We start from the raw sequence: 23,861 nt of genomic DNA, 5'->3' as shown, positions 1-23,861 counted from the left end.
GGGTGTCAGCGGTTGCGAAGGGGCATGATGAGCGGTGACCAGCACCAGACCAAAGGCCCATCGGAGGAGCGGGAGCCAGGACCGGCGGAGTACACCCGGCGCCCGGACGGTCCTCGGGCCGCCGAAGGCAGTGTTCTGGCCCAGCGTGTGCTGGGGCTGCAGCGCGCGGCGGGCAATCGAGCTGTCGGCGGGATGATCGCCAGCATCAATCGAGCCACCGGGCCTACCACCCCAGCGGGTTCTGCCACCACTCGAACCAGCATTCCGTCCCCGTCCCCGTCCCCGGCCCCGGTGCCGGGGCCGGGGCAGGTGATCGGGCCACCGCCGGTGCTCAAGACCCCGGCTCCGGCGCCTCCTCTGCCGCCGACCCCGGGCCGAGAAGGCCCCCCTGCTCCCAAACCGGTCAGTATCTACGGGCTGGCCAGCTCGGCACCTGCCCCGCCACCGGACCTGTCCGCGTCGGCGGCATGGATTCCAGGTCTCGGAGGCCTCACCCCAAGTGCTGCGGAGGAGCAGCTGACCGCAGTGGCCGAAGAGACCGAAGTGACAATCGACCAGGCGGCGTCCACGGGCGCCAACCAGGTCTCGGCCATTCCTGCTCCCAAGGCCCTGCCGCCCACACCGGCCCCACCGCAGGTGGGGCCGGTGCAACTGCGGGTCCCGGAGCTGACTGCCGAACCCGCAGCAGAAGACGAAACAGCTAGCATCGCCGCAGCCACTACCGGCGCCCGGGCCGGATTGGCCACCGCCGCCGGGCAAGCCCAGGCCGGGATGGAGCAGCTGCCCACCGGTCAGGAGATCGGCCCCGCTGCCGCTGTGGCTTCTGCCCCGGACATCCCCGCCGGGCCCCTGACTGCGGCCACCACTCCGGCGCCCATCACTCCGCCGGTGGCCCCCGCCATGGAGCAAGCAGCGTCGGCCTTGATGAATGAAGCCTATGGGCCGACCTTGCGACAAGAAGGAGCAGCGGCTTCCGCGGCCGCGGCCACGCTGCTGGGACAGCACCGCCAGGCTGTCGAGCAGGAGCTGTCGCAGACCACCACCTCCTTGGCCCAGGCCCAGCAGGACACGCTGGGCGCCCAGCAGGCCGAACGGACCGCCGCTGCCCAGGCGGTTGCGGCCCGGAAAGCCACCTGGCGCACTGAACAGGCCGCGGCGACGGACGACTATGCCCAGCAGGCGACCGCCGAGCAGGGAGCGGTTTCTGTGGAGGTCACCGCTACCATGGCCGCGGCCCGGCAGGCCGCCCAAGCCGAAGTCACCGCCGTCACCAGAGAGGGACCACCGGTTCAACAGGTACCGGTGCAGAGGTCGTGGTGGGATCGGGCCAAGAACGCCGTCTCCTCTGGGGTCTCAGCCATCGGACGAGGCGCCCGGTCGGTCGGCGCTGCCGCCTCCCGCCTCTACGATGCCGCCCGCACGCGAGCAAGTGCGCTGCTCGATGCTGCCCGCAATGCGGTGCGCATCCGGGTAGGGGCATTCCTGGGCGCGGTCCGAGGCGCTCTGGGCAAGGCGGTGGCCAGAATCTCGGCGGCGACGAGTGCGGCCAGAACATGGATCCAGAGCCGCGTCTCGGCCGGGATCAACCGGCTCACCGCCCTGGCCCGATCCTTGAGCGATCGAGCCCTCGCCCTGGCCCGCCGGTGTCGGGTGGCGGTCGGACGGTTCGTGTCGGTGCTGAAAAGCGGTATCGCCAAGATCGGCGCCAAGATCGGCGCGGTCGCCCGCCGGATCTGGAACGCCGGCAAAGTCCTGTGGCAGATCGCCAAAGTCCTCAAGGACGGCGCGGTGAAGGCCTTCGTCATGCTCATCGAAGCCCCGGGGCAGGCCTTGGAGTACATCAGAGACGTCGTGGCCGGCCTGGTGGCCAAGGCCCCGGACAAGATGCAGTCCGTCCTCGCCCAGTACGTGGCCCCCCGCCTCAGGCAGGCTCCAGCGGCCGGCGGCCCCGCGGTGGTGCAACGCCAGCAGGCTTCGGCCGAAGCCCGGGCCGATCCGGCACTCCAGACCCGCTGGGCGGCCGTGTGGCGACATCTGACCGTGCGCTACGACTACGTCAAAGCCAACTGGTGGCAGGTGATCAAGGACGCAGCCCTCGAAGTTCTGGTTCCCGGAGTCGCGCTGTACCGCCACGTACCGACTCTGGTCAAAGAGCTCGGTGCGGGGTTCACTGCCATGCTGGCCGGGGACTACAGCGTGGGGTTTGACCATCTGCTGGCCTCCGCACGCTCGCTGATGGCCATCGTCGCGTCCTTCACCGCCCAAGTGTCCATCGCCGCGTTCATCATCGGCTCCATCATCGGCACCCCGATCGTCGGAGTGGCCGCACTCGAAACCATCGGCATCGCCATCCTCGTCGCTGATGCTTCCCTCCAGTTGGTCAGCCTGGCCCATGCGCTGGACAATCTTGACCGCCGCCGCACCCCCGAACAGCACGAGAACGACTACGGGTTGATCGCCGATTCGTCCATCGCACTGGTGCTTCTGGGCCTGCTTGCCCTCCTGGGGGCGATCGCCAGTTCCGCGGTCAATTCCCTGCTCCGGCGCTTTCCCGCCCTGGTCACGGCCGCCGAGTCCCTCCGCACCCGGATCCGCTCCCGCCTGGGTCGGGGCGCAGGTGTGCCGGAATCCCCGACCCCGCAGCAACTTCGCGATGTCGAAGCCGGGATAAACCGTGTGCCCGCCGCATCAGGTCACCCCGTCCGGGCTCGTCTGAGCCCTGAGCAGCAGCTGGCCTTCGATCGCTGGATCGCCGAACGCATCGAGGAGGGATTCAACGCCGGCAAGTCCCCTGCAGAGATCAACGCCGGCATTGACGCCGCCCTCGCCAACAAAGACCCTGCTGCAGTAGCCAACATGCTGAAAAGACAGCTCAAGGAAGTCAAGGAGCAACAGGCCCGCGCTCTTCAAGCCGAAGAACTCCGCAAGGGAGATCCGCTTAACCCATCTGCCAAGCACGGACCTGTCGATCAGGGCGACAACGTGTCGATCCGGTACAACAAGGAGCGGCCCACTCCCAAAGAGATCGCCGAAGCCAAGCAGCTGGCGGCAAAAACGGGTGAGCACATCGAGTTGTTCGGTGACAGCTACCAAGGCATCGACGGGACGATCGGCACTCCGCCACGGCCACTCCAGCTCAAGGGATATACCACCACCGACCCGGCGGAGATTGTCCGTATGGCCCAAAAAGCCCAGCTGAACGCTCAGGGCGCCCCTTACACGAGGGTCGAGGTCAGCATCGATGCACCGGGAATCACGAAGGCACAAGCCAGGGAAGCCTTCTCGGCTGTGGACCCCAAAACGGTCACCGACGGCACGACAGTCAGCCGAGTCCGTGTGTGGTGCAAGAACAACGAGGTATATGAGCCCACGTCCTTCGCCCCGAAGCCGGTGCCCATCCATCCTCCGTTGGAGGACGAGAATCGGAGTCTCACCACCATCCCTGCGACTACCCCTGGCGCTGCGCACCGTTAGTCTCATCGGTCGGGCGGTGCTGACGCTCATGGTCGCCAAGATGAGCCGGCGCGCCTGAGCGGTTCGTCAGCGCCCAGTGGTGGTAGTTGCTGGTACTGCTGACTCCTCCACTTCCGCCGGCCAAGAACGGCGGAGTGTGGCGACCGTCGGACGGGTGGTGACATCCGTCGCTACGCCGACGGGGCAGCTGTCCGGTCCGCGTCGCGGCCGGCGGTTCACGCAGTGCACCGGTGTCGCTGCGGGTGGGTGCCACCGGGATCGGGGAGGGGCGTTCAGTGTGCTCCCTCCTTGGCGACCACGGTCTTGACCGTGCGCAGCAGGATCACGAAGTCCTGCACCGGGGACCAGTTCTCCACGTAGTAGAGGTCCAGCCGCACGGCCTGCTCCCAGTCCAGGTCGTCCCGGCCGGAGACCTGCCACAGGCCGGTGATGCCCGGCTTGACGCGCAGCCGGCGGTGCACGTGCTCCTCGTACTGGGCGACCTCGGAGGGCAGCGGCGGACGCGGGCCCACCAGGGACATCTCGCCCCTGAGGACGTTGAGGAACTGCGGGAGCTCGTCGAGGCTGTACTTCCGCATCCACCGTCCGGGGGTGGTGACCCGGGGGTCGTTCTCCATGAAGAACAGCACCCCGCCCTTGGCGTCGTTGGCGGCCATCAGCGCGGCCTTGCGCTCCTCGGCGTCGGTGTACATCGAGCGGAACTTCAGCATCTTGAAGGTCGTCCCGTCGAGGCCGGTGCGCTCCTGGGCGAAGAGCACGGGCCCGCCGTCGTGGTTCTTGACGATGAGGGCGAGCACGGCCATGACGGGGGAGAGGGCCACCAGCGCGGCGACCGCGCCCGTGATGTCGACCAGTCGCTTGAGCATCCGCCGGGAGCGGCTCAGCCGCGGCGTGGAGACGTGGATCAGCGGCAGTCCGGCCAGCTGCTGGGTGTGGATGCGCGGGCCGGCGATGTCGGTGAGCCCGGTGTCCAGGACCAGGCGGATCCGCTCGTCGGCCAGGTACCAGGACAGGTGCCGGACCTCCTCCGAGCTCAGCGGCGCGCTCGCGGCCATCACGAGGGTCTCGATCCGGTGCATCCGGCACGCGGCCACGATCCCCTCCACGGACGGCGCCTCCCCGGCCGGCAGCATGTTCTCGGGCATCCGCACCCGGGCCAGGTGGCGCGGCAGGACCCGGGACGACGACGGCGCGTAGACCGCCACCGGGTCGAAGCCCGCGGCCGGGTGCTGCTGCAGGGACTGGAGCATCTCCACGACCCCCGGCACGCGCCCGACCACCAGGGTCCGGGACATCGCCTCCCCGGCGAGCCGGCGGCGGGTCAGCCCTCGCCGCACCAGGCCGCGCCCGGCGAGCAGCAGGAGCGTGCCCAGCGGCAGGGCGATGACGATGTAGCTGCGGGCCATCGGCACCTCGAGCACGTAGGAGGAGATCGCCAGGGCGCCGAAGAACACCAGGGTGGCGCTGACCACCTGCCGGCTCTCCTCGACCCCGTAGCCGATCAGCCGCACGTCGCGGGCGCCCCGCAGCTCGAGCCAGGCCCACCAGGCGGCTCCGAGCACGATGCCCACCAGCCAGTACGGCACCGGCACCCCGCCGAACGGCAACGACCCCTCTTCCAGGCCGAAGCGGATCAGCTGCGTCAGCCCGATCGTGGCGGCCAGGGCCACCGCGTCCAGGCGGCGGAGGCTCCGGATGTGGGACTCCCGCCAGGCGGCGGGTCGTACGGTCACGTTCTTCTTGAGCACGTTGGTCACTCCCCCCGAGTGTGCGGGGGCCGGAACACTCCTCCTACGCCCCCCGGCGTGGTTCCGGCCCCCATCGATGACTTTACAAGTGCACATCGATGAAATCACGGGATGAATAACAGATGACAGGAGTGCCGGAAGCCTCCCAGAGCATGGTGCCCGCCGGACGGGGGACAGCGGCGTGGCGTCTGGCCGGCGGGTGCGGCACCCTGGAGGCGTGGCCACGTCGTCGAGCGCGAACGACATCGTCCCTTGTCCTAGCGTGCGGTCAGGGGAAGGGGCCGAGGCCTCGGGGACGGTCGTCCCGGTCTGAGCCGTGACCGAGGCGTGTGGATCTGGGGGTTCCGCCACCGATGACGGCTGGTGGAACGTTCCCGTCCCCACTTTTGCGGTGACGCCCGTGAGGGCGCGCCGCACGGCGTGCAGCACGCCGGAGGAGCGTCTCTGCGGCCACGGCGCTGAGTCCGAGCTCGAGACATTCCGCGGCCGGCGAGGGGCGGCCCGTGCGGGAGGCACCGCCCACGCCGCGCCCACCGGTGGACAGTGAACCAACCCGCCGGTAGTCACAGGGCAATGACGCTCGGGCCTCCAGACTGACCTCATCCTGTTGTGTGCCGATCCGTGGCACGGCTGACGGGACCCTGGCGCCGGCCGCGGTCCCGGACACCCGATCAGCGCGCCCACCTGCGAAAGGGCCGTCCGATGTCTCTCACCGATCAGATCGCCACCGTGAACTTCGGCTCCATCGCGAAAGCCGGCGCCGGCATCAGGCAGTTGGGACTGGCGCGGGCCGATTTCGGTGCGGCCGTGGGCGAAGCCCTTGCCCTCTCGCCCACGCGTGGCCTGCGCGCCGCCCGCGGTCTGCTCGACACCGCGACCGACATCGACGAGGCGGCCGAGGACCTGGGAGCCATGGTCGGATGGGCCGCCCGGCAGGGTGCCCAGGAGCAGCTCGTGGTGGCCGACGCGGTGACGCTCAGTGGGGGCGGCGTGCTGCTCGTGGACCGCCTCGCCGGCCTGCCTCGGCAGGAGGCACGACCGTTCGTGAGCACCTGGTTGGACGCGGGGGGCAGCACGCGCGCCGTGGCGTCCTGGCTTGCCGCCGTCGGCGGCGTGCTGCGGCGACACCGCGCCGCCCGGCCCGTGCCCGGTGGGTCGGGCGGGGCGGTCGAGTGGGTCGGGGACAGATTCGAGGACGCCGTCGACGCGATCTCCGAGGCGGTGGAGACGATCGTCGATGCCGTCGTCGACGCCGGGAGATCGCTCGCTGACGTCCTCGGCGACATCGTGCACTGGACCGTGCAGCAGGTCGGTGACCTGATCGAGGCGCTGTTCGAAGCCGGACGAACCATCGGCCAGATCCTGACGGAGGCGGCTGCTGCCGGCGTGTTCCTGTTCAAGAAGGTCGTGAGGGCGCTCGTGGACGTCGGCTCCACGGTGGGACAGGTGCTCACGGAGGTGGCCGGCCTCGCGGCGGCGCTCGTGGGCGAGGCCATCCTGGCGCTCCGGGAGGCCGCCGTCACCTTCGCCATGATCCTGCGCAGCGCCGCCGACCTCGCGGGAACAGCGCTGCGCAGGGTGGTCGGAGCGCTGATCGGCATCGGCCGCTCGGTCGTGCAGATCATGGCAGACGCCCTCGACGCCGCCGCGGGGATCCTGCGCGCGACCCTGGGCGCGCTGCTGGAGCTCGGCCGCACGGTGACCTCGCTGATCACCGACGTGATCACCGGTCGCCTGAGCCTGTTGGACGCCCTGGTGCGAGGCCTGCGGCAAGTGGGCCGGACCGTCTCCGACCTCCTCGACGCGGCCGCCGCCTCCGTGGCCGGCGCCGTCCGGGACGTGGTCCGCTCCCTGGTATCGATCGGGGAGACCGTCGCGGACCTGGTGCGCTGGGCGGCCGGCGCCGCCGTGGGCCTTGCCCGGGACGTGGTCGCGGCTCTGGTCGCCGTGGGCAAGTCCTTGGTCGACCTGGCGACCTCGGTGGGACAGTTCGGCCTGGCCCTGATGCGCACCGTCGTCGACGGCTTGTTCGCCCTCGGCCGCACGTTCGGGCAGCTGCTCCGGGAGGCGGCCGGGCTCGCGGCGGACCTGCTCACGAAGGTGGTCGAGGCGGCGTTCGCCCTGGGGAAGACCCTTGTCGAGTTCGTGGGGGAGACGCTGCGGACCACCTACCGGATCGCCAAGCGCCTGGTGGAGGCCGCGGTCCGGGCCGGCGCCGAGGTCGGTGCGCTCCTCCTCGAAGCGGCCAAGGGCACCTACTACACCCTGCGGAAGATCGTCGTGGGTCTCGCCGACGTCGTGGGAGTGGGCGACATCATGCGCTGGGCGCTGGACCACCTCGAGGGCGCCGTGGGGAACGTCGTGCACCAGGTCATGACGGCGCTGCGGTTCGCGGGCCGGAGATTGACGGAGGTGCTCGACTGGGTCGTCGGGCAGGGCGAGGCGGCGTTCGAGGCCGTGGTGGCGGCGTGGGAGTCGGTGCACGAGGACCTCCTCGACCTGTACCGGTGGGCGAAGGAGCAGGCGGCCGCCGTTGTCGACGAGGTGTGGGAGCAGATCGGCCGGGCCACCACCCGGCTGCGGAACTCCGTCACCTATGTCCTCAATTATCTGGAGACCGATTTCCTGCCGGGCGTCGGGCGCTTCGTCCGGGGGCTGCTCGACGCCGGGTACGAGCTCGCTGACCTGGCCGGTCGCCTGCTGCTGCGGTCCGTGGAGTTCGTGACCGCGGCCGTCCGAGCGATCCTGGAGCTCGGGGTCGAACTGGCCGACCTCTTCGCGGCCACGCTCCGGAACCCCGCCGCGGCGTGGGACAACCTCCTCACAGCGCTCCGGGACATCGGGTCCACCTGGACCGAGATCATGGCGGCCGCGCAGTCCGCAGGCGAGGACGCGGTGCGCGAAGTGATCGACGCCGCACGCCGCCTGGAACAGCCGCTGCGCGAGATGCTGGCGGGAGCCCTGGAGGTCGGGGGCGGTTTTCTCGGCACGGTCGTGGCCGGACTCCTCAACCTCCTGGCCACGTACCGGCCGCTCAGCGACCCCGAGAAGTTCGTCGCCGGACGCGTCTTCGGAGGCTCCATCGACCTCGACCTGGTGTCCATCTCGGCCGAGAGCCTGGACAACGACATCATCTTCGGCATTCAGGGCCTTTTCAACGACAGCCCGGAGGCCCGGGCCTTCGTCACGGGGACGCTGATCAACAGGGACGCTCGCGAGCCGCTCACGGACGCCGTCCTGATCCACGAACTGACGCACGTGTGGCAGAACTTCGCGGTGGGTCCCATCTACCTGATCGAAGCCATTCACGCGCAGACCACTCCGGAAGGCTACAACTACGGATACAACGAGAATCCCGAGGGTGAAGCCAGCGGCGAGGGCGCCCAGGACGAGCTGCGGGCAGCTCGGGGGAACTTCGAGTCGTTCAACCGCGAGCAGCAGGGGCAGATCGTGATGCACTACCACGTGCGGAAGTACGAGAGGGGGCTCGTGGAGATCGAGTGGGCCGACTGGCAGCCGTACATCGACGTGGTCCGGACGGCATGACGTGCCCGGTCACCTCCCGGCACGCCCGGAGGGTCCGGCGGGCCTGCGAGTCGTGGTGCTGGCCGCGTCCGGCGGGGAGGGGGCCCGTGCCGCAGCGGCCGAGGCGGCCCGGCGCCTCACGGCGTCGATCGGGGGCGGCAGGACGGACGTCGTGGTTCTCCCGGAGACCGGCACCAGGACCCGCGATCCGTTCCGCCTGCGCGAGCGGATCGCCGGGACGGATGCCGACGCGTTCGTCCTGGTGACCCCGCGCCGCTGGAGGCCGTACCGCTCGGTTCCCGCGCCGGCGATCGACGGCCGGGCAGTGGCGCTCGTCCGGGCCGACGTGCCGGCGGACCTGCCCGTCCCGGGTCCTCCGGCCGCTGCGGAAGCGCCGTGGGTGGTCTCCGCCATGGCCAAGGACGTGTTCCTCGGCCCCGCCGGGCGCTGGGCCGACACTTTGACCCGGGCCGGGTGCAGTGTGGCGGATCTGCGCGCCGACCGGGCGCGACGGGAGGACCTGGTCGCGGCGCTGCGGTCGGGCCCCTCGGTGGTGCTCTACGCCGGTCACGGGCGTCCGCGGGGATGGGGCGGATACCAGGGGGTGCGCTGGAACCACGTCGACCCCGCATCGGCAGGGCGGGGCCGTCCGGCAGGACTGGTCGTCGCCTTCGCCTGCGACACGCTGAAAGGTTCCCGCAGCGGTGTCCCCTTCGGCAACCGGGTCGTCGAGGGCGGCGTGGCGGGAGCCTATCTCGGGGCGGCCCGCGCCCTGCAAACGGCGGAGGCCGAGGATCTCGCCGACATCGTGGTGGGTCTTCTCGCTACGGGAACGGGCCCCACCGCGGCGCACCTCGTGGCGGCGGTCGACCACGAGGTGCGGGGCAACCCCGGTGCAGCACGCGCCTGGCGCCAGTTCCGCCTGGTGGGTGATCCCTTTGTCTCCCTCGAGCGCACCGTGGGGGAACGCCATGGCGCGCAGGCGCACGGCTGAACGAGACCGTGCCGTGGCCTCCCGGCTCCGGTCGCGGCGCCGAGGGCCGGCCATGACTCCCTGCTGCGGTAGGTGGTCGCGATTCTGGTGGCCGGACTCGTGCTGATGCTGGTGTTCGCAACGACCCCGCTGGTCACGGACGTCCCGGTGTTTCCGAGCGTCCTGGGTGAGAGCCCGGCCGTGATCCAGTTCGAGATGACGCCGACGGACCAGTACGGCGCGCCCCATCCCTGACGAGCAGGGTCCTGCTGTCGATGCCGGAAGTGCGTGATCTGGGCGGCGTGCAGGAAGGGACCACCCTCTGCCACGGCAGGATCCTGCTGTGACTGTGCCGTCGTTCAGCGCATGGGCCGCCCGTGCTAGCCTGGTGCGGTTGCCAAGGCGAGGGGACCCCTGCGGGTCCCGTGATCGACGACGGCTGGTTGAACGTTCCCGCCCCCACCGGTGCGGCGCCCCGCGAGGCGCGTCGCTCGGAGTCCAGACGACGGGGGAGGGTCTGCGGCCGGTATCGCCTGGCCATTCAGACGACAGACCCGACTTCGAGGAGTTCCCATGGCTGACACCATCCGCATCCCGGCCACCACGCGCAGCGACTTCGGCAAGGGCTACGCCCGCCGCATCCGCAACAACGACCAGATCCCCGCGGTCGTCTACGGCCACGGCGCCGAGCCGCAGCACGTGATCATCCCCGGCCACGAGACCATGCTCGCCGTGCGCCACTCCAACGCCGTGCTCGAGCTCGACGTCGAGGGCAGCACCCAGCTGGTCATGGTCAAGGACATCCAGCGCCACGCCACCCGCCCCGAGATCCTGCACATCGACCTGCTCGCCGTGCGCCGCGGCGAGCGCGTCGAGGTCGAGATCCCCGTCCACGTCATCGGCGAGGTCGACCCGACCGCCGTGCACAACGTCGAGGAGAACACCCTCACCGTCGAGGCCGACGCCCTGAACGTGCCCGACTCCGTCACCATCAACCTCGACGGCCACGGCGTGGGCGACCACGTCTACGCCGCCGACGTCCGCCTGCCCGAGGGCGTGACCATGGTCTCCGACGCGGAGCTGCTGGTCATCAACGTCTCCGAGCCCCAGGCCCAGGACCTCGGCGACACCGAGGGCGAGACCGAGGCCCCCACGGGCGACGTGGTCCCCGAGAACGAGGCCTGAGCCTCACCGCTCACCCGATCCACGTGATCCTCGAAGTGCGGGGCGGCTTGCGAGCCGCCCCGCACTTCGTATGACCGCACTCTTCACACCCCCACTCTTCTCACCTTTGATGGAGGCACCGATGTCCGACGCATGGCTGGTCGTGGGACTGGGCAACCCCGGGCCCGAGTACGCCCGGACCCGGCACAACGTGGGCCAGATGGTCCTCGACGAGCTCGCCTCCCGGCTCGGCGGCACCTTCAAGGTGCACAAGACCCGGGCCCAGGTCCTGGAATCCCGGCTGCGCCCGGGCGGCCCGCGGGTGGTGCTGGCCAAGCCCATGACCTACATGAACACCTCCGGCGGGCCCGTGGCCGGCCTCGCCAAGTTCTACGACATCCCCGCCGAGCGGGTGATTGCCGTGCACGACGAGATCGACATTCCCTTCGCCGCCCTCAAGCTCAAGATCGGCGGGGGAGAGGGCGGGCACAACGGCCTGCGGGACATGTCCAAGGCCCTGTCCACCAAGGACTACTACCGCGTGCGGGTGGGCGTGGGCCGCCCGCCGGGCCGGATGGACGCCGCCTCCTACGTGCTCAAGCCGTTCTCCTCCACCGAGGGGAAAGAACTGCCCTTCCTGCTCGACGACGCCGCCGACGCGGTGGAGCACCTTGTCGAGAACGGCCTGCTCGAGGCGCAGCAGAAGTTCCACGCGCGGTGACGCTCGCCCGCGAGCTGTGGGCGCGGAAGGCTGCCGTGCCTCGGCCCGTGCAGATCGCGGGTGTGGTCATGGTGGTGAACGCCCTGCTGCTGATCGCCCATGTCCTCCACCGCGGCGGATTCGTCCTGGACCCGGACGGCAGCTGGTTCCGCATCTTCCGCACGAGCACCCTCTGGAACGGCGGGATCGACGGCTCCCTGATGGAGCTCTTCGGGCTGCTCCAGCTCGGCGCCGCCGCCGTCCTGCTTCTTCGCCTGGGCCTGCGGCAGTCGGCGCACCGCGTGCTCGCCGCATGGGGCGGTGTCTTCCTGCTGCTGATCGCCGACGACCTCTTCCGCATCCACGAGCGGGTGGGCGCCCGCCTCGCCCTCGACCGGCTGCTGCCCTCGCTGGGCGCGACCACGGCCCAGGAGCTCGGCGGACTGCTGTTCTGGGCGGTGTCGGGACTCGTGCTGGTCGGTGGTCTGATCCACCTGCACCGCCGGAGCGGAGCCCGCGCGCGCACCGAGTCCTGGGCGCTGCTGGCCACCGTGGTGCCCTTCGTGCTCGTCGCCGTGGGCTACATCCTGGTGGGCGCCGTCCGCCCCGGCCTGTTCGGCGGTCCCTGGGGCGAGGTCGCGGCAATGGTGCGGATCACGGTGAAGCTGCTGACCATGACGCTCCTGCTCGTCCGGACGGTGCACTGGAGCGCGGCGTCCCAGTAGCGCGCGTCCGCGTTGTGCCGGACGCGTTCCGCGGTTGTGCCGAGATCAACGCCGGGACAGGAGGCGCTGGTTGCCACGGACCTCTGCTTCGGATCGTGCGTCCGTGTTCGTCCGAGGCGCTGTTTGGCGGGCATCAGTCATCGTCCGTGAGCAGTTCGCGCCGCAGGGTCTCCTGTAGTGCGTCGTTCGGTTCACCTTCTTCGCCGTCCAGGTCCAGGTAGATGCCCATTTCCGGGCCGTGGTACTCCCAATAGGCGAAGCTGAGGTCGTACTTCCGCAGCAGGGTCAGCACGTCGCTGACCCACTGATCGCCGCCTTTGCCGTCTATCTCGAAAACATGCCGGACCGCACCGAATTCGAGCACCGACATCGGAACCTCGTGCTCGGCGCCGAACCGGAGATTCTCCGCCATGATCTGGTCGAGATACTCGATGTCGCGCGCCATGAAGCCGTCTCCCGGCGCGTCGTGTTGTTCACCGTAGAGTTCCAACTGGAGTCCCACCCGGGGACTTCTGCCCTGGAGCCCGGTCACCTCGTCACCGCGCATGTATCCCTGAATGCGATATTGATTGCCGGGCACCACCGTGAACAGATTCTCGCTGCTGCTCCAACCAGCTCCGGACGTCACTGTTCCACTGATCGACAGGCTGGCGTCGTCCTGATGTCCCGAGGACTCCCTCATGTGCGTCACGGACGATGCTCCACCGTCTTGGCCCGTCCAGGGGAACCACGTGGTGGTGCTGTCCCCGGTCAGTTGATCTTGGAGGACCTCGCGGATTTCGACCCCGGAGGGGTCGTACTCCGTGACGCTGATGCTGTCGATGTGAACGGTCCCGCTCATTCCGCCCTCCACCACGATCTGAGGAGAAGCTGTCGTGGCGGCGCGTTCGTCGAGGGTGACCTTGCCGCTGTCGAACTCCGTCCAGCTGGTCGTCCCGGTCGGCAGGGGTGGCGTGCCGATGCGGTTACCCTTCAGCACCCGTGGCGGAGTGGTCGGGACCAGGTGATCGGGATCGGGATAGCGGCCGCCGTCCCGGAGCGTCGGCACCCACGACGCGAACTGGTGCGTGTACCGGTAGGGGTCGTAGAAGTGGAAGTCGTACATGACGTTGTCATCGTCCACGAGCAGATGACGTTTCGCTCCCTCCGGGTCGAAGGCGCCGTCTATACCGTAGACGGCGCCGACCACCAGAAGGTGGTTCTGGTCCACTGACCGGATCGCATCAGCGATGTCCTGTGCGAGACTCCGCCATTGCTCGCCGCTCGAATCAATCGTCACCGGCTCATTCAGCAGGTCGTAGGCCGCGACGGCAGGCTCCTCGCGGTAGCGCTTCGCGATGCTCGCCCAAAGATCGATGTTCTGCTGTCGGAGTTCGTCGTCGGTCCACATGTCGAAGTCGGCGGCGCCGGTGCTGGACCCCAGCCAATAGCCGCCGATGGGAATGTGGAGGTCGAGGATCAGCCGGACACCGTGCTGCCGGGCCCACTCCACGTTCTGGTCCAGCCACGCCCAGAACGACTCCGGGTCCTCCATGTACCAGTCACCCTTGAATGCGAAACGGATGCTGTCGAACCCCAGGTCCTTCACGCGCTCGTAGTCACGTTCGGAATGGTGGCCGGATGTCAGCAGCTCGTTGGGCGCGATGTCCAGTTCGTACTCGTTGGTGAAGTTGACGGCCTTGAGACGAGTGGGCTGTCCATCGACTACCAAGCCCCTGCCTTCTGCTCGCACGAACCCGGTGCGCACATCGCTCTCTGGGGCAGGACTGCTGTTTCCCAGATCGATGGTGCATCCGGAGCACACCAGGATCACGACCCCGAGCAATATCTTCAGCCGGGTGAGCCGTACCGTCATCCCACAGGGGTGAGGCGGTCTCGATGGGGGGACAGGCACAGGAGCCTCCTGCTCAATGCGTCACAAGTCACGGCTCGCCCGACGAGCTACGGTGCCAAGTCCGCGAATACGACAAGTATGTGGCTGCTTTCCGGGCAGCCGACCCACCGGCTGGACTCAGCGCTTCGCGAGCCAGGCCTCGGCCTCCTGGGACTGCAGGGACAGGGCCTTGCCGATGAACGGCTCGGCGGCCTCGGCGACCATCTTGCCCACGAACGGGATGTTGGCCTTGACCACGCAGTGCACGTGCACGTCGGTGGACCCGCCCTGCGGAGTGAGCGTCTGGGTGGCGGAGCCGGAGACCGGCAGGGCGCCCACGGAGATCTCGGTGCGAACGATCCGGATCCCGTCCGCGTCCGGGGTGTGGTAGGTGTCCACCTGGGTGAGCTGCACCGAGGAGCCCACGAACTTCCGGGCCATCTCCGGCAGCCGGTCCGCGGCCATGGTCCGCACCGTGGTCACGGCGAACTGCGCCTCGACGTCCCCGACGACCTCCACCGAGTCCAGGGTGGCCCCGGCGCGGTGGGTCACGTGCCGGATGAACTCCTCGTCGGTGAAGGTCACCACGACCTGGTCGAGGGGAGCGGGGACGGTGGTGGAGGCGGTGACGGCCATGGAGGACTCCTCGGTTGCGGCGGATCGGCAGCGGCGGTTGCGTGCTCCCATGGTAGGCGGGCGCCCGTGGCCCCGGGCTGTCGGCGGGACCGGGAGAACCGGACGGGGCCCTGTCGGGGCCCGGGAGTAAGCTGGGGCCCGCGAACGTTGGCTCCGACAGCCTCTGTGCTCCACCAGCACCCCACTCAGCGTCCCAGGAGACTGCCACCCCATGACCTTGTCCGGACTGCTCGCCGCCCTCGGGGCGGAGCGCTCCTTCGCCAATCTCCGCACCCAGGCCGGCCTGCCGCCGGGGGAGCGCAGCGCCGAGACCGTGATCAGCGCCCCGGACGGGATGCGCGCGGTGCTCACGGCCCAGCTGCGCGGCGCCCTCGACGACGCCCCCGCGCCGGCGGACTCCCGCGCCCCGGTGCTGCTGGCCGTGACCGCGACCGGCCGCGAGTCCGAGGACCTCGCCGCGGCCCTGGGCGCGTACCTGCCGGCCGAGGAGGTCGCGGAGTTCCCGGCGTGGGAGACCCTGCCGCACGAGCGGCTCTCGCCGCGCTCCGACACCGTGGGCCGCCGCCTGGACGTGCTGCGCCGGCTGGCCGGCAAGGACGCCGAGCGCCCGCTGCGGGTGGTCACGGCCCCGGTCCGCTCCGTGCTCCAGCCCGTCGTCGAAGGCCTGGGGGACATGGCCCCGGTGCGCTTCGCCCGGGGCGAGGAGCTCGACTTCGACGCCGCCGTGACCTCGCTCGCCGAGGCCGCCTACGCCCGGGTGGACATGGTGACCCGGCGCGGGGAGTTCGCCGTGCGCGGCGGGATCATCGACGTGTTCTCGCCGGTCGAGGACCACCCGGTGCGCATCGAGTTCTTCGGGGACGAGGTCGACGAGCTGCGCTGGTTCGCCGTGGCCGACCAGCGCACCCTGACCACCGGGGACCACCCGGAGCGGCTCGTGGCCCCGCCGTGCCGCGAGGTGCTCATCACCCCGTCCGTGATGTCCCGGGCCGCGAAGCTCAAGAACTCCCTGCCCGGCGCGGAGTCCATGCTCGAGCGGATCGCCGGCGGCATCTACGTGGAGGGCATGGAGTCCCTCGCGCCGCTGCTGGTGGACGGCTTGGTGCCCATGCTCTCCCTGCTCCCGCCCGGCTCGCTCGTGGTGGTCATGGAGCCGGAGAAGGTCCGCACCCGCGCCCACGACCTCGTGGCCACCAACGAGGAGTTCCTCCTCGCCGCGTGGGACTCCGCCTCGGACGGGCAGTCCGCGCCCATCGACATCACCTCCGCCGAGCACGTGGTGCGCAACGACGACGGCGAGGGCCGCACCCTGGCCTCCGGGTCCTTCCAGACCCTCGCCGAGGCCCGGGCCACCGCGCTGGAAACCGGTCTCGGCTGGTGGGCCGTCACCGCGCTCAACGTCAACGCGGTGGCCGGTCAGGACGTGGATGCGGACACCGCCGCGGAGGACATCGCGCTGATCGACTCGGACGCCGACACCCTCACCGTGGCCGCCCGGGATCCGCTGGGCTTCCACGGTGACGTCGAGGCGATGCTCGAGTTCCTGCAGGGGCGGGTGGCGGACGGCTGGCGCGTCGTCGCCGTCACGGAAGGACCCGGTCCGCTGACCCGGATCGCGGAGCTGCTGCACGAGGCGGAGATCCCCGCCGCCCGCCGCGAGACCCTCGCCGAGCAGCCGCAGCCCGGGATCGTGGAGCTCACCACCGCCGTGGCCGGCAAGGGCTTCGCCCTGGACGGGCCGCGGATCGTGCTGCTCACCGAGGCGGACCTGCTGGGCAAGGCCAGCCCCTACACCACCAAGGACATGCGCAAGCTCCCGGTGCGGCGCAAGCGCAACGCCGTGGACCCCCTGGCGCTGAGCCAGGGCGACTTCGTGGTGCACGAGCAGCACGGCATCGGCCAGTTCGTGGAGCTCATCCAGCGGCCCATCGCCGGGGCGATGATCAAGCCCGGCCAGCCCAAGCCCGTGCGCGAGTACCTGGTGCTCGAGTACGCGCCCTCCAAGCGCAACGGCCCGCGGGACCGCCTGTTCGTGCCCACCGACCAGCTGGACCAGGTCACCAACTACGTGGGCGGCGAGACCCCCACCCTGTCCAAGATGGGCGGGACGGACTGGAACAAGACCAAGCGCGCCGCCAAGAAGGCCGTCCGGGACATCGCCAACGAGCTGATCCGCCTGTACTCGGCGCGGATGGCCTCCCGCGGGCACGCCTTCGCGGAGGACACCCCGTGGCAGCGCGAGCTCGAGGAGGCGTTCCCCTACATCGAGACGCCGGACCAGCTGACCACCATCGACGAGGTCAAGGCGGACATGGAGCGGGAGGTCCCCATGGACCGGCTGATCTCCGGGGACGTGGGCTACGGCAAGACCGAGGTGGCGGTGCGCGCGGCGTTCAAGGCCGTGCAGGACGGCAAGCAGGTGGCTGTGCTCGTGCCCACCACGCTGCTGGCCCAGCAGCACGCCGAGACGTTCACCGAGCGCTTCTCCGGCTTCCCGGTGCGCCTGGCCGCACTCTCCCGGTTCCAGACCGCCAAGGAGACCAAGGAGACGCTCGCCGGGCTGAAGGACGGGTCCGTGGACGTGGTGATCGGCACCCACCGGCTGCTGTCCAAGGAGGTCCAGTTCAAGGACCTCGGCCTCGTGGTCATCGACGAGGAGCAGCGCTTCGGCGTGGAGCACAAGGAGAAGCTCAAGGCGATGCGGACCAACGTGGACGTCCTGGCGATGTCCGCGACCCCCATCCCGCGCACCCTGGAGATGTCGCTGACCGGCATCCGCGAGACCTCCACCCTGGCCACCCCGCCGGAGGAGCGCCACCCCGTGCTCACCTACGTGGGCGCCTACACCGACAAGCAGGTCTCCGCCGCCGTCCGGCGCGAGCTCATGCGCGAGGGCCAGGTGTTCTACATCCACAACCGGGTCTCCTCGATCGAGCGCAAGGCCAAGGAGCTCGCCGAGCTCGTGCCCGAGGCCCGGATCGCCGTGGCGCACGGGCAGATGTCCGAGTCCCGGCTCGAGCAGATCATCGTGGACTTCTGGGAGAAGAAGTTCGACGTTCTGGTCTGCACCACCATCGTGGAGACCGGCCTGGACATCGCCAACGCCAACACCCTGATCGTCGACGGCGCGGACCGCTACGGCCTCTCGCAGCTCCACCAGCTGCGCGGGCGCGTGGGCCGCGGCCGGGAGCGGGCCTACGCCTACTTCCTGTACCAGGCCGAGAAGCCGCTCTCCGAGACGGCGCTGGAGCGGCTCAAGGCCGTCGCCGCCCACAACGAGCTCGGCGCCGGCATGCAGCTGGCCGTCAAGGACCTCGAGATCCGCGGCGCCGGCAACCTGCTGGGCGGGGAGCAGTCCGGGCACATCGCCGGGGTGGGCTTCGACATGTACCTGCGCCTGGTCGGCGAGGCCGTCGCCGAGTACCGCGGCGAGGAGGACGAGCGGCCCACCGAGATGAAGATCGAGCTGCCGGTCAACGCCTACCTGCCGCACGACTACGTCCCGGGGGAGCGGCTGCGCCTGGAGGCCTACCGCAACCTCGCCAACGCCGCCACGGAGGAGGCGATCCAGGAGGTCGCCGACGAGCTCGTGGACCGCTACGGCGAGGTGCCCGAACCCGTGCAGAACCTGCTCGAGGTCGCCCGCTTCCGGGTGACCGCCCGCGCCGCCGGCCTCACCGACGTCGCGGCGCAGGGCAACATGGTCCGCTTCGCCCCGGCCGACCTCCCCGAGTCCCGGCAGATGCGGCTCACCCGCCTCTACCCGGGCGCGCAGGTCAAGGCGGTGCCCGGCACCGACACCTTCCAGGTGCTCATCCCCAAGCCCAAGACCGAGCGGATCGGCGGCAAGGACCTCGTGGACGGCGCAGTGCTCGCCTGGGCCCGCGGCGTGGTCGAGGCCGTCTTCGCGAAGGAGCCGGCCACGGCCTGATCCATCGGCCCAGCCTCCGCAGTCCGGGCCACCGGGCACGGAAAAGGTCCCCTCCCGCGGTGGGAGGGGACCTTTGCGGTGCGAGCGGTCGTCGGGTCGTCGTCGTCGGACCCGGCGCGGCCCTACTCGACGTTCTTGCCGTACTTGTCGCCGTGGTGGACGGCCGCGGTCCTGGCGTCGCGCTCGCGGGCGTCGCGGGGGCCGTCGTCGAACGCGGCGGCGGTGCGGCCCCGCCCCATCTCGGGGACCTCGGTGGTCGAGGGGACGTCCATGAGGACCGTGCGGCCGCCGAAGGCCTTCTTGGCGGTGCTGTTCTGCAGGATGCCCACCGGGATGAGCAGGGCCAGGGCGTAGAGGCCAAGGCCGAGGATCCAGATCAGAGGGCTGTTCGGGTAGCTGGCGAAGGCGATGAAGCTGCCGATCATGATGGCCATGCACAGCGCGAGGAACACGAGGTTGTTGACCGTGCGTCCCTGGCCCGAGTGCGAGCGGACGGTGGCGCCGCCGCTGCGGCCGGTCGACGCGTCCGCCGAGGCGCTGGGGGAGGACTGGGCTCTGTTGGCCATGGATCTAACCCTTCTGGCGGTGTGAGGCGGCCGGTCACAGGCGGCCGCGAAGCATTCCCAGCCAGTCTAGTCGCACCGACCGACGCCCGGCTGCTCCGCGCGACCGCCTCGTCCGGAACGCCGACGGCCCCCTGCCGCGGGTGCGGGAGGGGGCCGTGCGTCGTGGTGCGGGACGGGCTACTGGGTCGCCTTGCCCAGGGTGTCGTTCTTGTGCTCGGCACGGACCTCGGCGTCCCGGGTGCCGATGTTGCGGGGCGGGTCCGGGAAGGCCGCCGCGGTGGTCGGCTCGCCGGCGACCTCCGTGCTCGGCGGGACGTGCATGAGGATGGTGCGCCCGCCTTCGGCCTTCTTCGCGGTGCTGTTCTGCAGGATGCCCACGGGGATCAGCAGTGCCAGGGCGTAGAGGCCAAGGCCGATGAACCAGATCAGCGGGCTGTTGGGGTAGCTGGCGAAGGCGACGAAGCTGCCGATCATGATGGCCATGCACAGCACGAGGAAGATCAGGTTGTTGACCGTGCGTCCCTGGCCCGAGTGGGAGCGGACGGTGGCGCCGCCGCTGCGGCCGGTCGACGCGTCCGCCGCGGTGCTGATGGACGACTGGGCTCGGTTGGCCATGGATCCAATCCTTCTGACGGTGGGAGCGGCCGGCCACGGCGGCCGCTGAGGGCTCGCGGTCAGTCTAGTCGCTCGGGCGCGGGCCGCGGCGGTGTCCGGTGGAGGGCGCGGCGGACTCAGCCGAGGAGGGCGGGACCGCTGCTGGCGCCGATCCGGGAGGCGCCGGCATCGATCATCGCCAGGGCGTCCTCACGGGTGCGGATCCCGCCGGAGGCCTTGACGCCGATGTCCGGGCCCACGGTGGCCCGCATCAGCCGGACGTCCGCCACGGTGGCCCCGGCGGTCGAGAAGCCCGTGGAGGTCTTCACGTAGTCCGCGCCGGCGGCCACGGCGGCCTCGCAGGCGAGGACCTTCTGCTCGTCGGTCAGCAGGCACGTCTCGATGATCACCTTCAGCCGGGCCCCGCCCTGGTGGGCGGCCTCGGCCACGGCGCGCACATCGGCCTCGACCCGCTCGCGCTCGCCGGCGCGGGCGGCGGCGATGTCGATGACCATGTCGATCTCGTCGGCCCCGGCGGCCACGGCCGTGGCCGTCTCGAACGCCTTGACCTCCGTGGCGGACGCGCCCAGCGGGAAGCCGACCACGGCACAGGTCAGCACGTCGCTGCCCGCGAGCTGCTCCCGCACGAACGGCGTCCACAGCGGGTTGGCGCACACCGAGGCGAATCCGTACTGCCTGGCCTCCGCGCACAGGGTGGCGATCTGCTCGCGGGACGCCTCCGGCTTGAGCAGCGTGTGGTCGACGTAGGAGGCGAGCTGGGGGATGGTCACGGGCGGCCTTTCGACAGGACGGGCGGGTCGCGCCCAGCCTACCGGCGATTCAACGACGCCTTGAGCTGGCTCACTTGAGTTCGGACACCTGCACGAACTCGAATCCGAGGTCCTTGAGGCCCTGCACCGTCTTCTTCAAGTACTCCAGATCGAGATAGGGGTGGAAGAAGAAGCTGGCCGTTGACTCGCGCACCACCAGGTTCGCTTCGGCACGGGAGACGAGGAACTTCGGATCACGGACGGCGTGGTTGTTCTGCTCGGTCTCGGTGATGTTCCCCAAGTTCTCGGGGTAGACCTTGGTCCCGTAGATGTCATGGACGGTGTAGGGGAAATGCTGGCTGTAGGCCTTCCCGGGCTCGCTGGGCTTCTGCGACAGTATGCCCGCGAAGTAGTCCGACTGCTCGTAGCGGGCATCGTAGACCTCGGATATGGCGGCGTATGCGTTGACTGAGGCGGCGTAGTGCGGAGTTTCGAAGATCACCGGTTCACCCAGACCAGCATCCTTCATGACCTGACGACCCTGCTCGATCCGGGCGACATGCTGCTCCACGCTGTCCTCGGCCACGGGTCCGATCTGGCGGATGTAGGAGTCGTTCTTGCACTTGCCGAATTCATACGGTTCTTGTGCCCTCGTGCTGCAGCCGTATCGATAGAACTCGTAGTCCTCGCCGGTGCGCCCGCTGTAAGGGTTGTCGGCCGCCCCGAACTGATGGGTCGTTCCGTGCTGAATCAACGTCCCTCCCCGTTCCTGCATGTATTTGAGGGCGTCCACCACCTCAGGACGATCCAGCAGGCTCAGCCCGTACCAGTCGTTTCCATCCGGCGTTCGTGCGACGTGGATCGGCATCACTGCAACCTGGAAAGGCACGCCGGCCCCGTGCAGAAAATCGGCCACGGCACGGAGGTCCTGCGGGTCCGCCTCCGGGCCGACATCCTCGAGCCGCACTGCGGCCTGCTTCACTTCAGGCGTCTCCGGGGCCAGGAGGTCGTAGAACAAGTCGGAGTAGATGAGGTAGACATCGTTCACGTCGATGTAGTCCAGAGGAATCTCCGCGACATAGGTGAGGTTTCCGGAGCGAATCGCCCACGGGGCTTCACTGGACGGCACACGTTGCTCCGGACTGCACTGCGTCGCTCCGTCGTCGTTCCGGCACTGGGAGGTCGCGAGAACCTCCACGGCCTCGTCAACCTCGATGACCGGCGCCGCGAGTTCCGCAACACCCTCGGCTGTGCGGGACACCTCACGGTCCTTGTACGCGACTGTCCTCACCAGTCCGCTGTCCACCGTGAGGGACTTGTGCGGGTCCCAACCGTACTGATCGACGAACGCGGCCGAACTGCCGGCTTCCCACCCTGCGAGGTCGTCGATGTTCTGATCGACCCACATCACCGGTATCCCGCCTTCACGGACATCGTCGAGGAATCCTCGAGGAGGGGAGGCCGCGAAGTCGGTCCCGATGTAGATGACGGCGTCGAATGACTCCATCGTGTTCGCCGCATAGTCAGCCACCGGCTGGATCTCTGCTTCACCGAAGTGCGTCGCCAGATTGGCCGTTGCCACGGCATACATTTCAGCGTCGTCGGACGTCTCACCGGTGTTGTCGTAGAGGACCAAGGTGGACATCTTTCCGGTCTGCCCGAATCGACGATCGAATACCGCTTCCGCAGCGCGAGCATCTGGGCCCTCCTTCGCCTCGGCTGCATACTGCTGCGCTAGAGGAGAGCCTTCCCCCTCCACCAGGGTGTCATCGGTGAGACCGAAGACAGTTCCGACGGACACGGCCAGCAGGGCGGCCAGACCGACGAACCACTCGACTCGCCCCCGTCTCGTCAGCTGGAAGGGCTTGCTCATGAAATCTCCTCAGCGAGGCTCCCCGGGACCCCAGTGGAACGGCCCGGGGAGCTCGGCGTGCAATATCTGATATGGATCAGCTGGTGGTTGACGCAGCGAACTGGGGTTCGTAGGTGAACTCCTCGACGAGATCGTCGAACCCAAAGTGTCGAGCCAGGGCGCGCACAGTGCGCTCCGCAGCGCGTCCGTCACCGTAGGGATTGAGAGCCCTGGCCATGCGGCTGTACTCGTCCTGATCCGTGATGAGTATCGAGACCTCTCGCACGATCGCCTCTTCGTCGGTGCCCACGAGCTTGACGGCCCCGGCAACAACGGCTTCCGGACGCTCAGTGGTTTCCCTCATGACGAGAACCGGCTTGCCGAGGGACGGGCCCTCCTCCTGGACGCCTCCGCTGTCGGTGAGGATGATGGACGCCCGTTCGAGCAGGGCGCAGAACTGTGCGTAGGGAAGAGGCTCCGTCATCAGGACGTTCTTCACATCTTGAACGGCCGGCCGGATTGCATCGCGAACCAGAGGATTACGGTGCGCGGGGAAGACAAAGTCGTGATCGGGATGCCGTCGAGCAAGTGCTGCTATCGCTCTGCCGACAGCCTCGAGAGGCTTACCCCACGACTCGCGCCGATGCGCGGTCACGAGGACCACGGGTCGTCCCTCTGCGAGGCGCTCCGCCAGAGCCGGCTCCTCAATCCGAGGCAGTGAAGCCACGGTGATGAGCAGAGCATCGATGACAGAGTTGCCGGTGACCACGATCGTCGACGCATCGATGTTCTCCTTCAGGAGGTTCTCGCGGCTCGCCGCCGTCGGAGCCAGGTGCAGGCTGGCGATCTGCCCGGTCAGCCGGCGGTTGATCTCTTCGGGGAACGGGGAGTACTTGTTGCCCGTCCGCAGTCCTGCCTCCGTGTGCACCACGGGGATCTCCGCGTAGAAGGCGGCCAAGGCGCCTACGAAGGTGGTAGAAGTGTCTCCTTGTACGAGAACGGCATCGGGGCGGTCTTTTTTCAAAACCTCTGTGAGGCCTTCCAGCGTGCGATTGCTGATCTGCGTCAGGCTCTGCCCAGGCGCGTGGATGTCGAGGTCGCTGTCGGGGACGATGCCGAAGCTCTGGTTCACCTGGTCGAGCATCTCCCTGTGCTGTCCCGTGACGACTACGCGTACTTCGAAGCGCGGATCGTCGCGGAGCGCGAGGACGAGAGGGGCCATCTTGATGCCCTCTGGGCGAGTGCCATAGATCGCCATGATGGTGATGGGCTTGCTGGGGGACGTACTGGACATGGTTGCTCCTGATCCATCAATGGGTCCGCGCTGATG

Annotated in this window: 16 protein-coding genes; 8 read left to right on the top strand and 8 right to left on the bottom strand. The window is 69.3% G+C overall.

Features of this window, described 5'->3' with window-relative positions; all coding sequences use genetic code 11:
* Window positions 1-525 precede the first annotated feature (525 nt).
* Complete coding sequence (locus tag RF644_RS14905; RefSeq protein ID WP_368797069.1) at window positions 526-3,474, top strand: hypothetical protein; 2,949 nt, start codon at window positions 526-528, stop codon at window positions 3,472-3,474.
* 272 nt (window positions 3,475-3,746) lie between these two features.
* Here the strand turns inward: RF644_RS14905 and RF644_RS14900 are convergent, their stop codons facing one another.
* Complete coding sequence (locus tag RF644_RS14900; protein ID WP_368797068.1) at window positions 3,747-5,207, bottom strand: sugar transferase; 1,461 nt, start codon at window positions 5,205-5,207, stop codon at window positions 3,747-3,749.
* Window positions 5,208-5,924: 717 nt separating this feature from the next.
* Here RF644_RS14900 and RF644_RS14895 point away from each other — a divergent pair.
* The 6 genes from RF644_RS14895 (at window position 5,925) to RF644_RS14870 (ending at window position 12,309) form a co-directional block, all read left to right on the top strand.
* Window positions 5,925-8,768: a hypothetical protein gene (locus RF644_RS14895; protein ID WP_368797067.1), complete on the top strand. Its 2,844-nt coding sequence runs from the start codon at window positions 5,925-5,927 to the stop codon at window positions 8,766-8,768.
* 151 nt (window positions 8,769-8,919) lie between these two features.
* On the top strand, window positions 8,920-9,741 hold the full coding sequence (locus RF644_RS14890; RefSeq protein WP_368797066.1) for a C25 family cysteine peptidase: 822 nt from the start codon (window positions 8,920-8,922) through the stop codon (window positions 9,739-9,741).
* An 87-nt stretch (window positions 9,742-9,828) separates the two neighbouring features.
* Complete coding sequence (locus RF644_RS14885) at window positions 9,829-9,975, top strand: hypothetical protein (RefSeq protein ID WP_368797064.1); 147 nt, start codon at window positions 9,829-9,831, stop codon at window positions 9,973-9,975.
* Between the two features lie 318 nt (window positions 9,976-10,293).
* Window positions 10,294-10,905 carry a 50S ribosomal protein L25/general stress protein Ctc gene (locus tag RF644_RS14880; protein WP_368797063.1) on the top strand — a complete coding sequence of 204 codons (612 nt, stop codon included), beginning with the start codon at window positions 10,294-10,296 and terminating at the stop codon, window positions 10,903-10,905.
* A gap of 121 nt (window positions 10,906-11,026) precedes the next feature.
* Complete coding sequence (gene pth, locus RF644_RS14875) at window positions 11,027-11,605, top strand: aminoacyl-tRNA hydrolase (RefSeq protein WP_368797062.1); 579 nt, start codon at window positions 11,027-11,029, stop codon at window positions 11,603-11,605.
* Complete coding sequence (locus RF644_RS14870; protein ID WP_368797061.1) at window positions 11,602-12,309, top strand: hypothetical protein; 708 nt, start codon at window positions 11,602-11,604, stop codon at window positions 12,307-12,309. The genes pth and RF644_RS14870 overlap by 4 nt, the downstream gene beginning before the upstream one ends.
* 133 nt (window positions 12,310-12,442) lie before the next feature.
* On the opposite strand, the gene RF644_RS14865 is transcribed toward RF644_RS14870, so the two are convergent.
* Both RF644_RS14865 and RF644_RS14860 read right to left on the bottom strand, forming a co-directional pair.
* Complete coding sequence (locus tag RF644_RS14865; RefSeq protein WP_368797060.1) at window positions 12,443-14,164, bottom strand: glycoside hydrolase family 5 protein; 1,722 nt, start codon at window positions 14,162-14,164, stop codon at window positions 12,443-12,445.
* A gap of 156 nt (window positions 14,165-14,320) precedes the next feature.
* Window positions 14,321-14,818, bottom strand: coding sequence for a DUF2505 domain-containing protein (locus RF644_RS14860; RefSeq protein WP_336650061.1), 498 nt, complete (start codon window positions 14,816-14,818; stop codon window positions 14,321-14,323).
* Between the two features lie 211 nt (window positions 14,819-15,029).
* Here RF644_RS14860 and mfd point away from each other — a divergent pair, with 211 nt between their 5' ends.
* A complete protein-coding gene (mfd, locus tag RF644_RS14855) occupies window positions 15,030-18,749 on the top strand; it encodes a transcription-repair coupling factor (RefSeq protein WP_368797059.1) in 3,720 nt (1,239 codons plus the stop codon).
* Between the two features lie 122 nt (window positions 18,750-18,871).
* On the opposite strand, the gene RF644_RS14850 is transcribed toward mfd, so the two are convergent.
* From RF644_RS14850 to wecB, 5 genes are all read right to left on the bottom strand, one after another.
* Window positions 18,872-19,315 carry a hypothetical protein gene (locus RF644_RS14850; RefSeq protein WP_368797058.1) on the bottom strand — a complete coding sequence of 148 codons (444 nt, stop codon included), beginning with the start codon at window positions 19,313-19,315 and terminating at the stop codon, window positions 18,872-18,874.
* 177 nt (window positions 19,316-19,492) lie between these two features.
* Window positions 19,493-19,930, bottom strand: coding sequence for a hypothetical protein (locus tag RF644_RS14845; protein WP_368797057.1), 438 nt, complete (start codon window positions 19,928-19,930; stop codon window positions 19,493-19,495).
* 116 nt (window positions 19,931-20,046) lie between these two features.
* Window positions 20,047-20,700 carry a deoxyribose-phosphate aldolase gene (gene deoC, locus RF644_RS14840; protein WP_368797056.1) on the bottom strand — a complete coding sequence of 218 codons (654 nt, stop codon included), beginning with the start codon at window positions 20,698-20,700 and terminating at the stop codon, window positions 20,047-20,049.
* A gap of 70 nt (window positions 20,701-20,770) precedes the next feature.
* Window positions 20,771-22,552, bottom strand: coding sequence for a DUF2334 domain-containing protein (locus tag RF644_RS14835; RefSeq protein ID WP_368797055.1), 1,782 nt, complete (start codon window positions 22,550-22,552; stop codon window positions 20,771-20,773).
* A 76-nt stretch (window positions 22,553-22,628) separates the two neighbouring features.
* A complete protein-coding gene (gene wecB / locus RF644_RS14830; RefSeq protein ID WP_368797054.1) occupies window positions 22,629-23,825 on the bottom strand; it encodes a non-hydrolyzing UDP-N-acetylglucosamine 2-epimerase in 1,197 nt (398 codons plus the stop codon).
* Window positions 23,826-23,861 lie beyond the last annotated feature (36 nt).

This window comes from Kocuria sp. CPCC 205258 (assembly GCF_040981005.1).
GTDB classification, from domain to species: Bacteria; Actinomycetota; Actinomycetes; order Actinomycetales; family Micrococcaceae; genus Kocuria; species Kocuria rosea.
The sequence above is the reverse complement of the archived record's forward strand: the minus strand, read 5'-3'. Positions and strand labels throughout refer to the sequence as shown.

Excerpts from the sequence above, each read along its gene's own strand:
- RF644_RS14895 (WP_368797067.1), top strand. The coding sequence starts at position 5,925 with ATGTCTCTCACCGATCAGATCGCCACCGTGAACTTCGGCTCCATCGCG.
- RF644_RS14880 (WP_368797063.1), top strand. The coding sequence starts at position 10,294 with ATGGCTGACACCATCCGCATCCCGGCCACCACGCGCAGCGACTTCGGC.
- pth (WP_368797062.1), top strand. The coding sequence starts at position 11,027 with ATGTCCGACGCATGGCTGGTCGTGGGACTGGGCAACCCCGGGCCCGAG.
- RF644_RS14865 (WP_368797060.1), bottom strand. The coding sequence starts at position 14,164 with ATGACGGTACGGCTCACCCGGCTGAAGATATTGCTCGGGGTCGTGATC.
- RF644_RS14860 (WP_336650061.1), bottom strand. The coding sequence starts at position 14,818 with ATGGCCGTCACCGCCTCCACCACCGTCCCCGCTCCCCTCGACCAGGTC.
- mfd (WP_368797059.1), top strand. The coding sequence starts at position 15,030 with ATGACCTTGTCCGGACTGCTCGCCGCCCTCGGGGCGGAGCGCTCCTTC.
- RF644_RS14850 (WP_368797058.1), bottom strand. The coding sequence starts at position 19,315 with ATGGCCAACAGAGCCCAGTCCTCCCCCAGCGCCTCGGCGGACGCGTCG.
- RF644_RS14845 (WP_368797057.1), bottom strand. The coding sequence starts at position 19,930 with ATGGCCAACCGAGCCCAGTCGTCCATCAGCACCGCGGCGGACGCGTCG.
- RF644_RS14835 (WP_368797055.1), bottom strand. The coding sequence starts at position 22,552 with ATGAGCAAGCCCTTCCAGCTGACGAGACGGGGGCGAGTCGAGTGGTTC.
- wecB (WP_368797054.1), bottom strand. The coding sequence starts at position 23,825 with ATGTCCAGTACGTCCCCCAGCAAGCCCATCACCATCATGGCGATCTAT.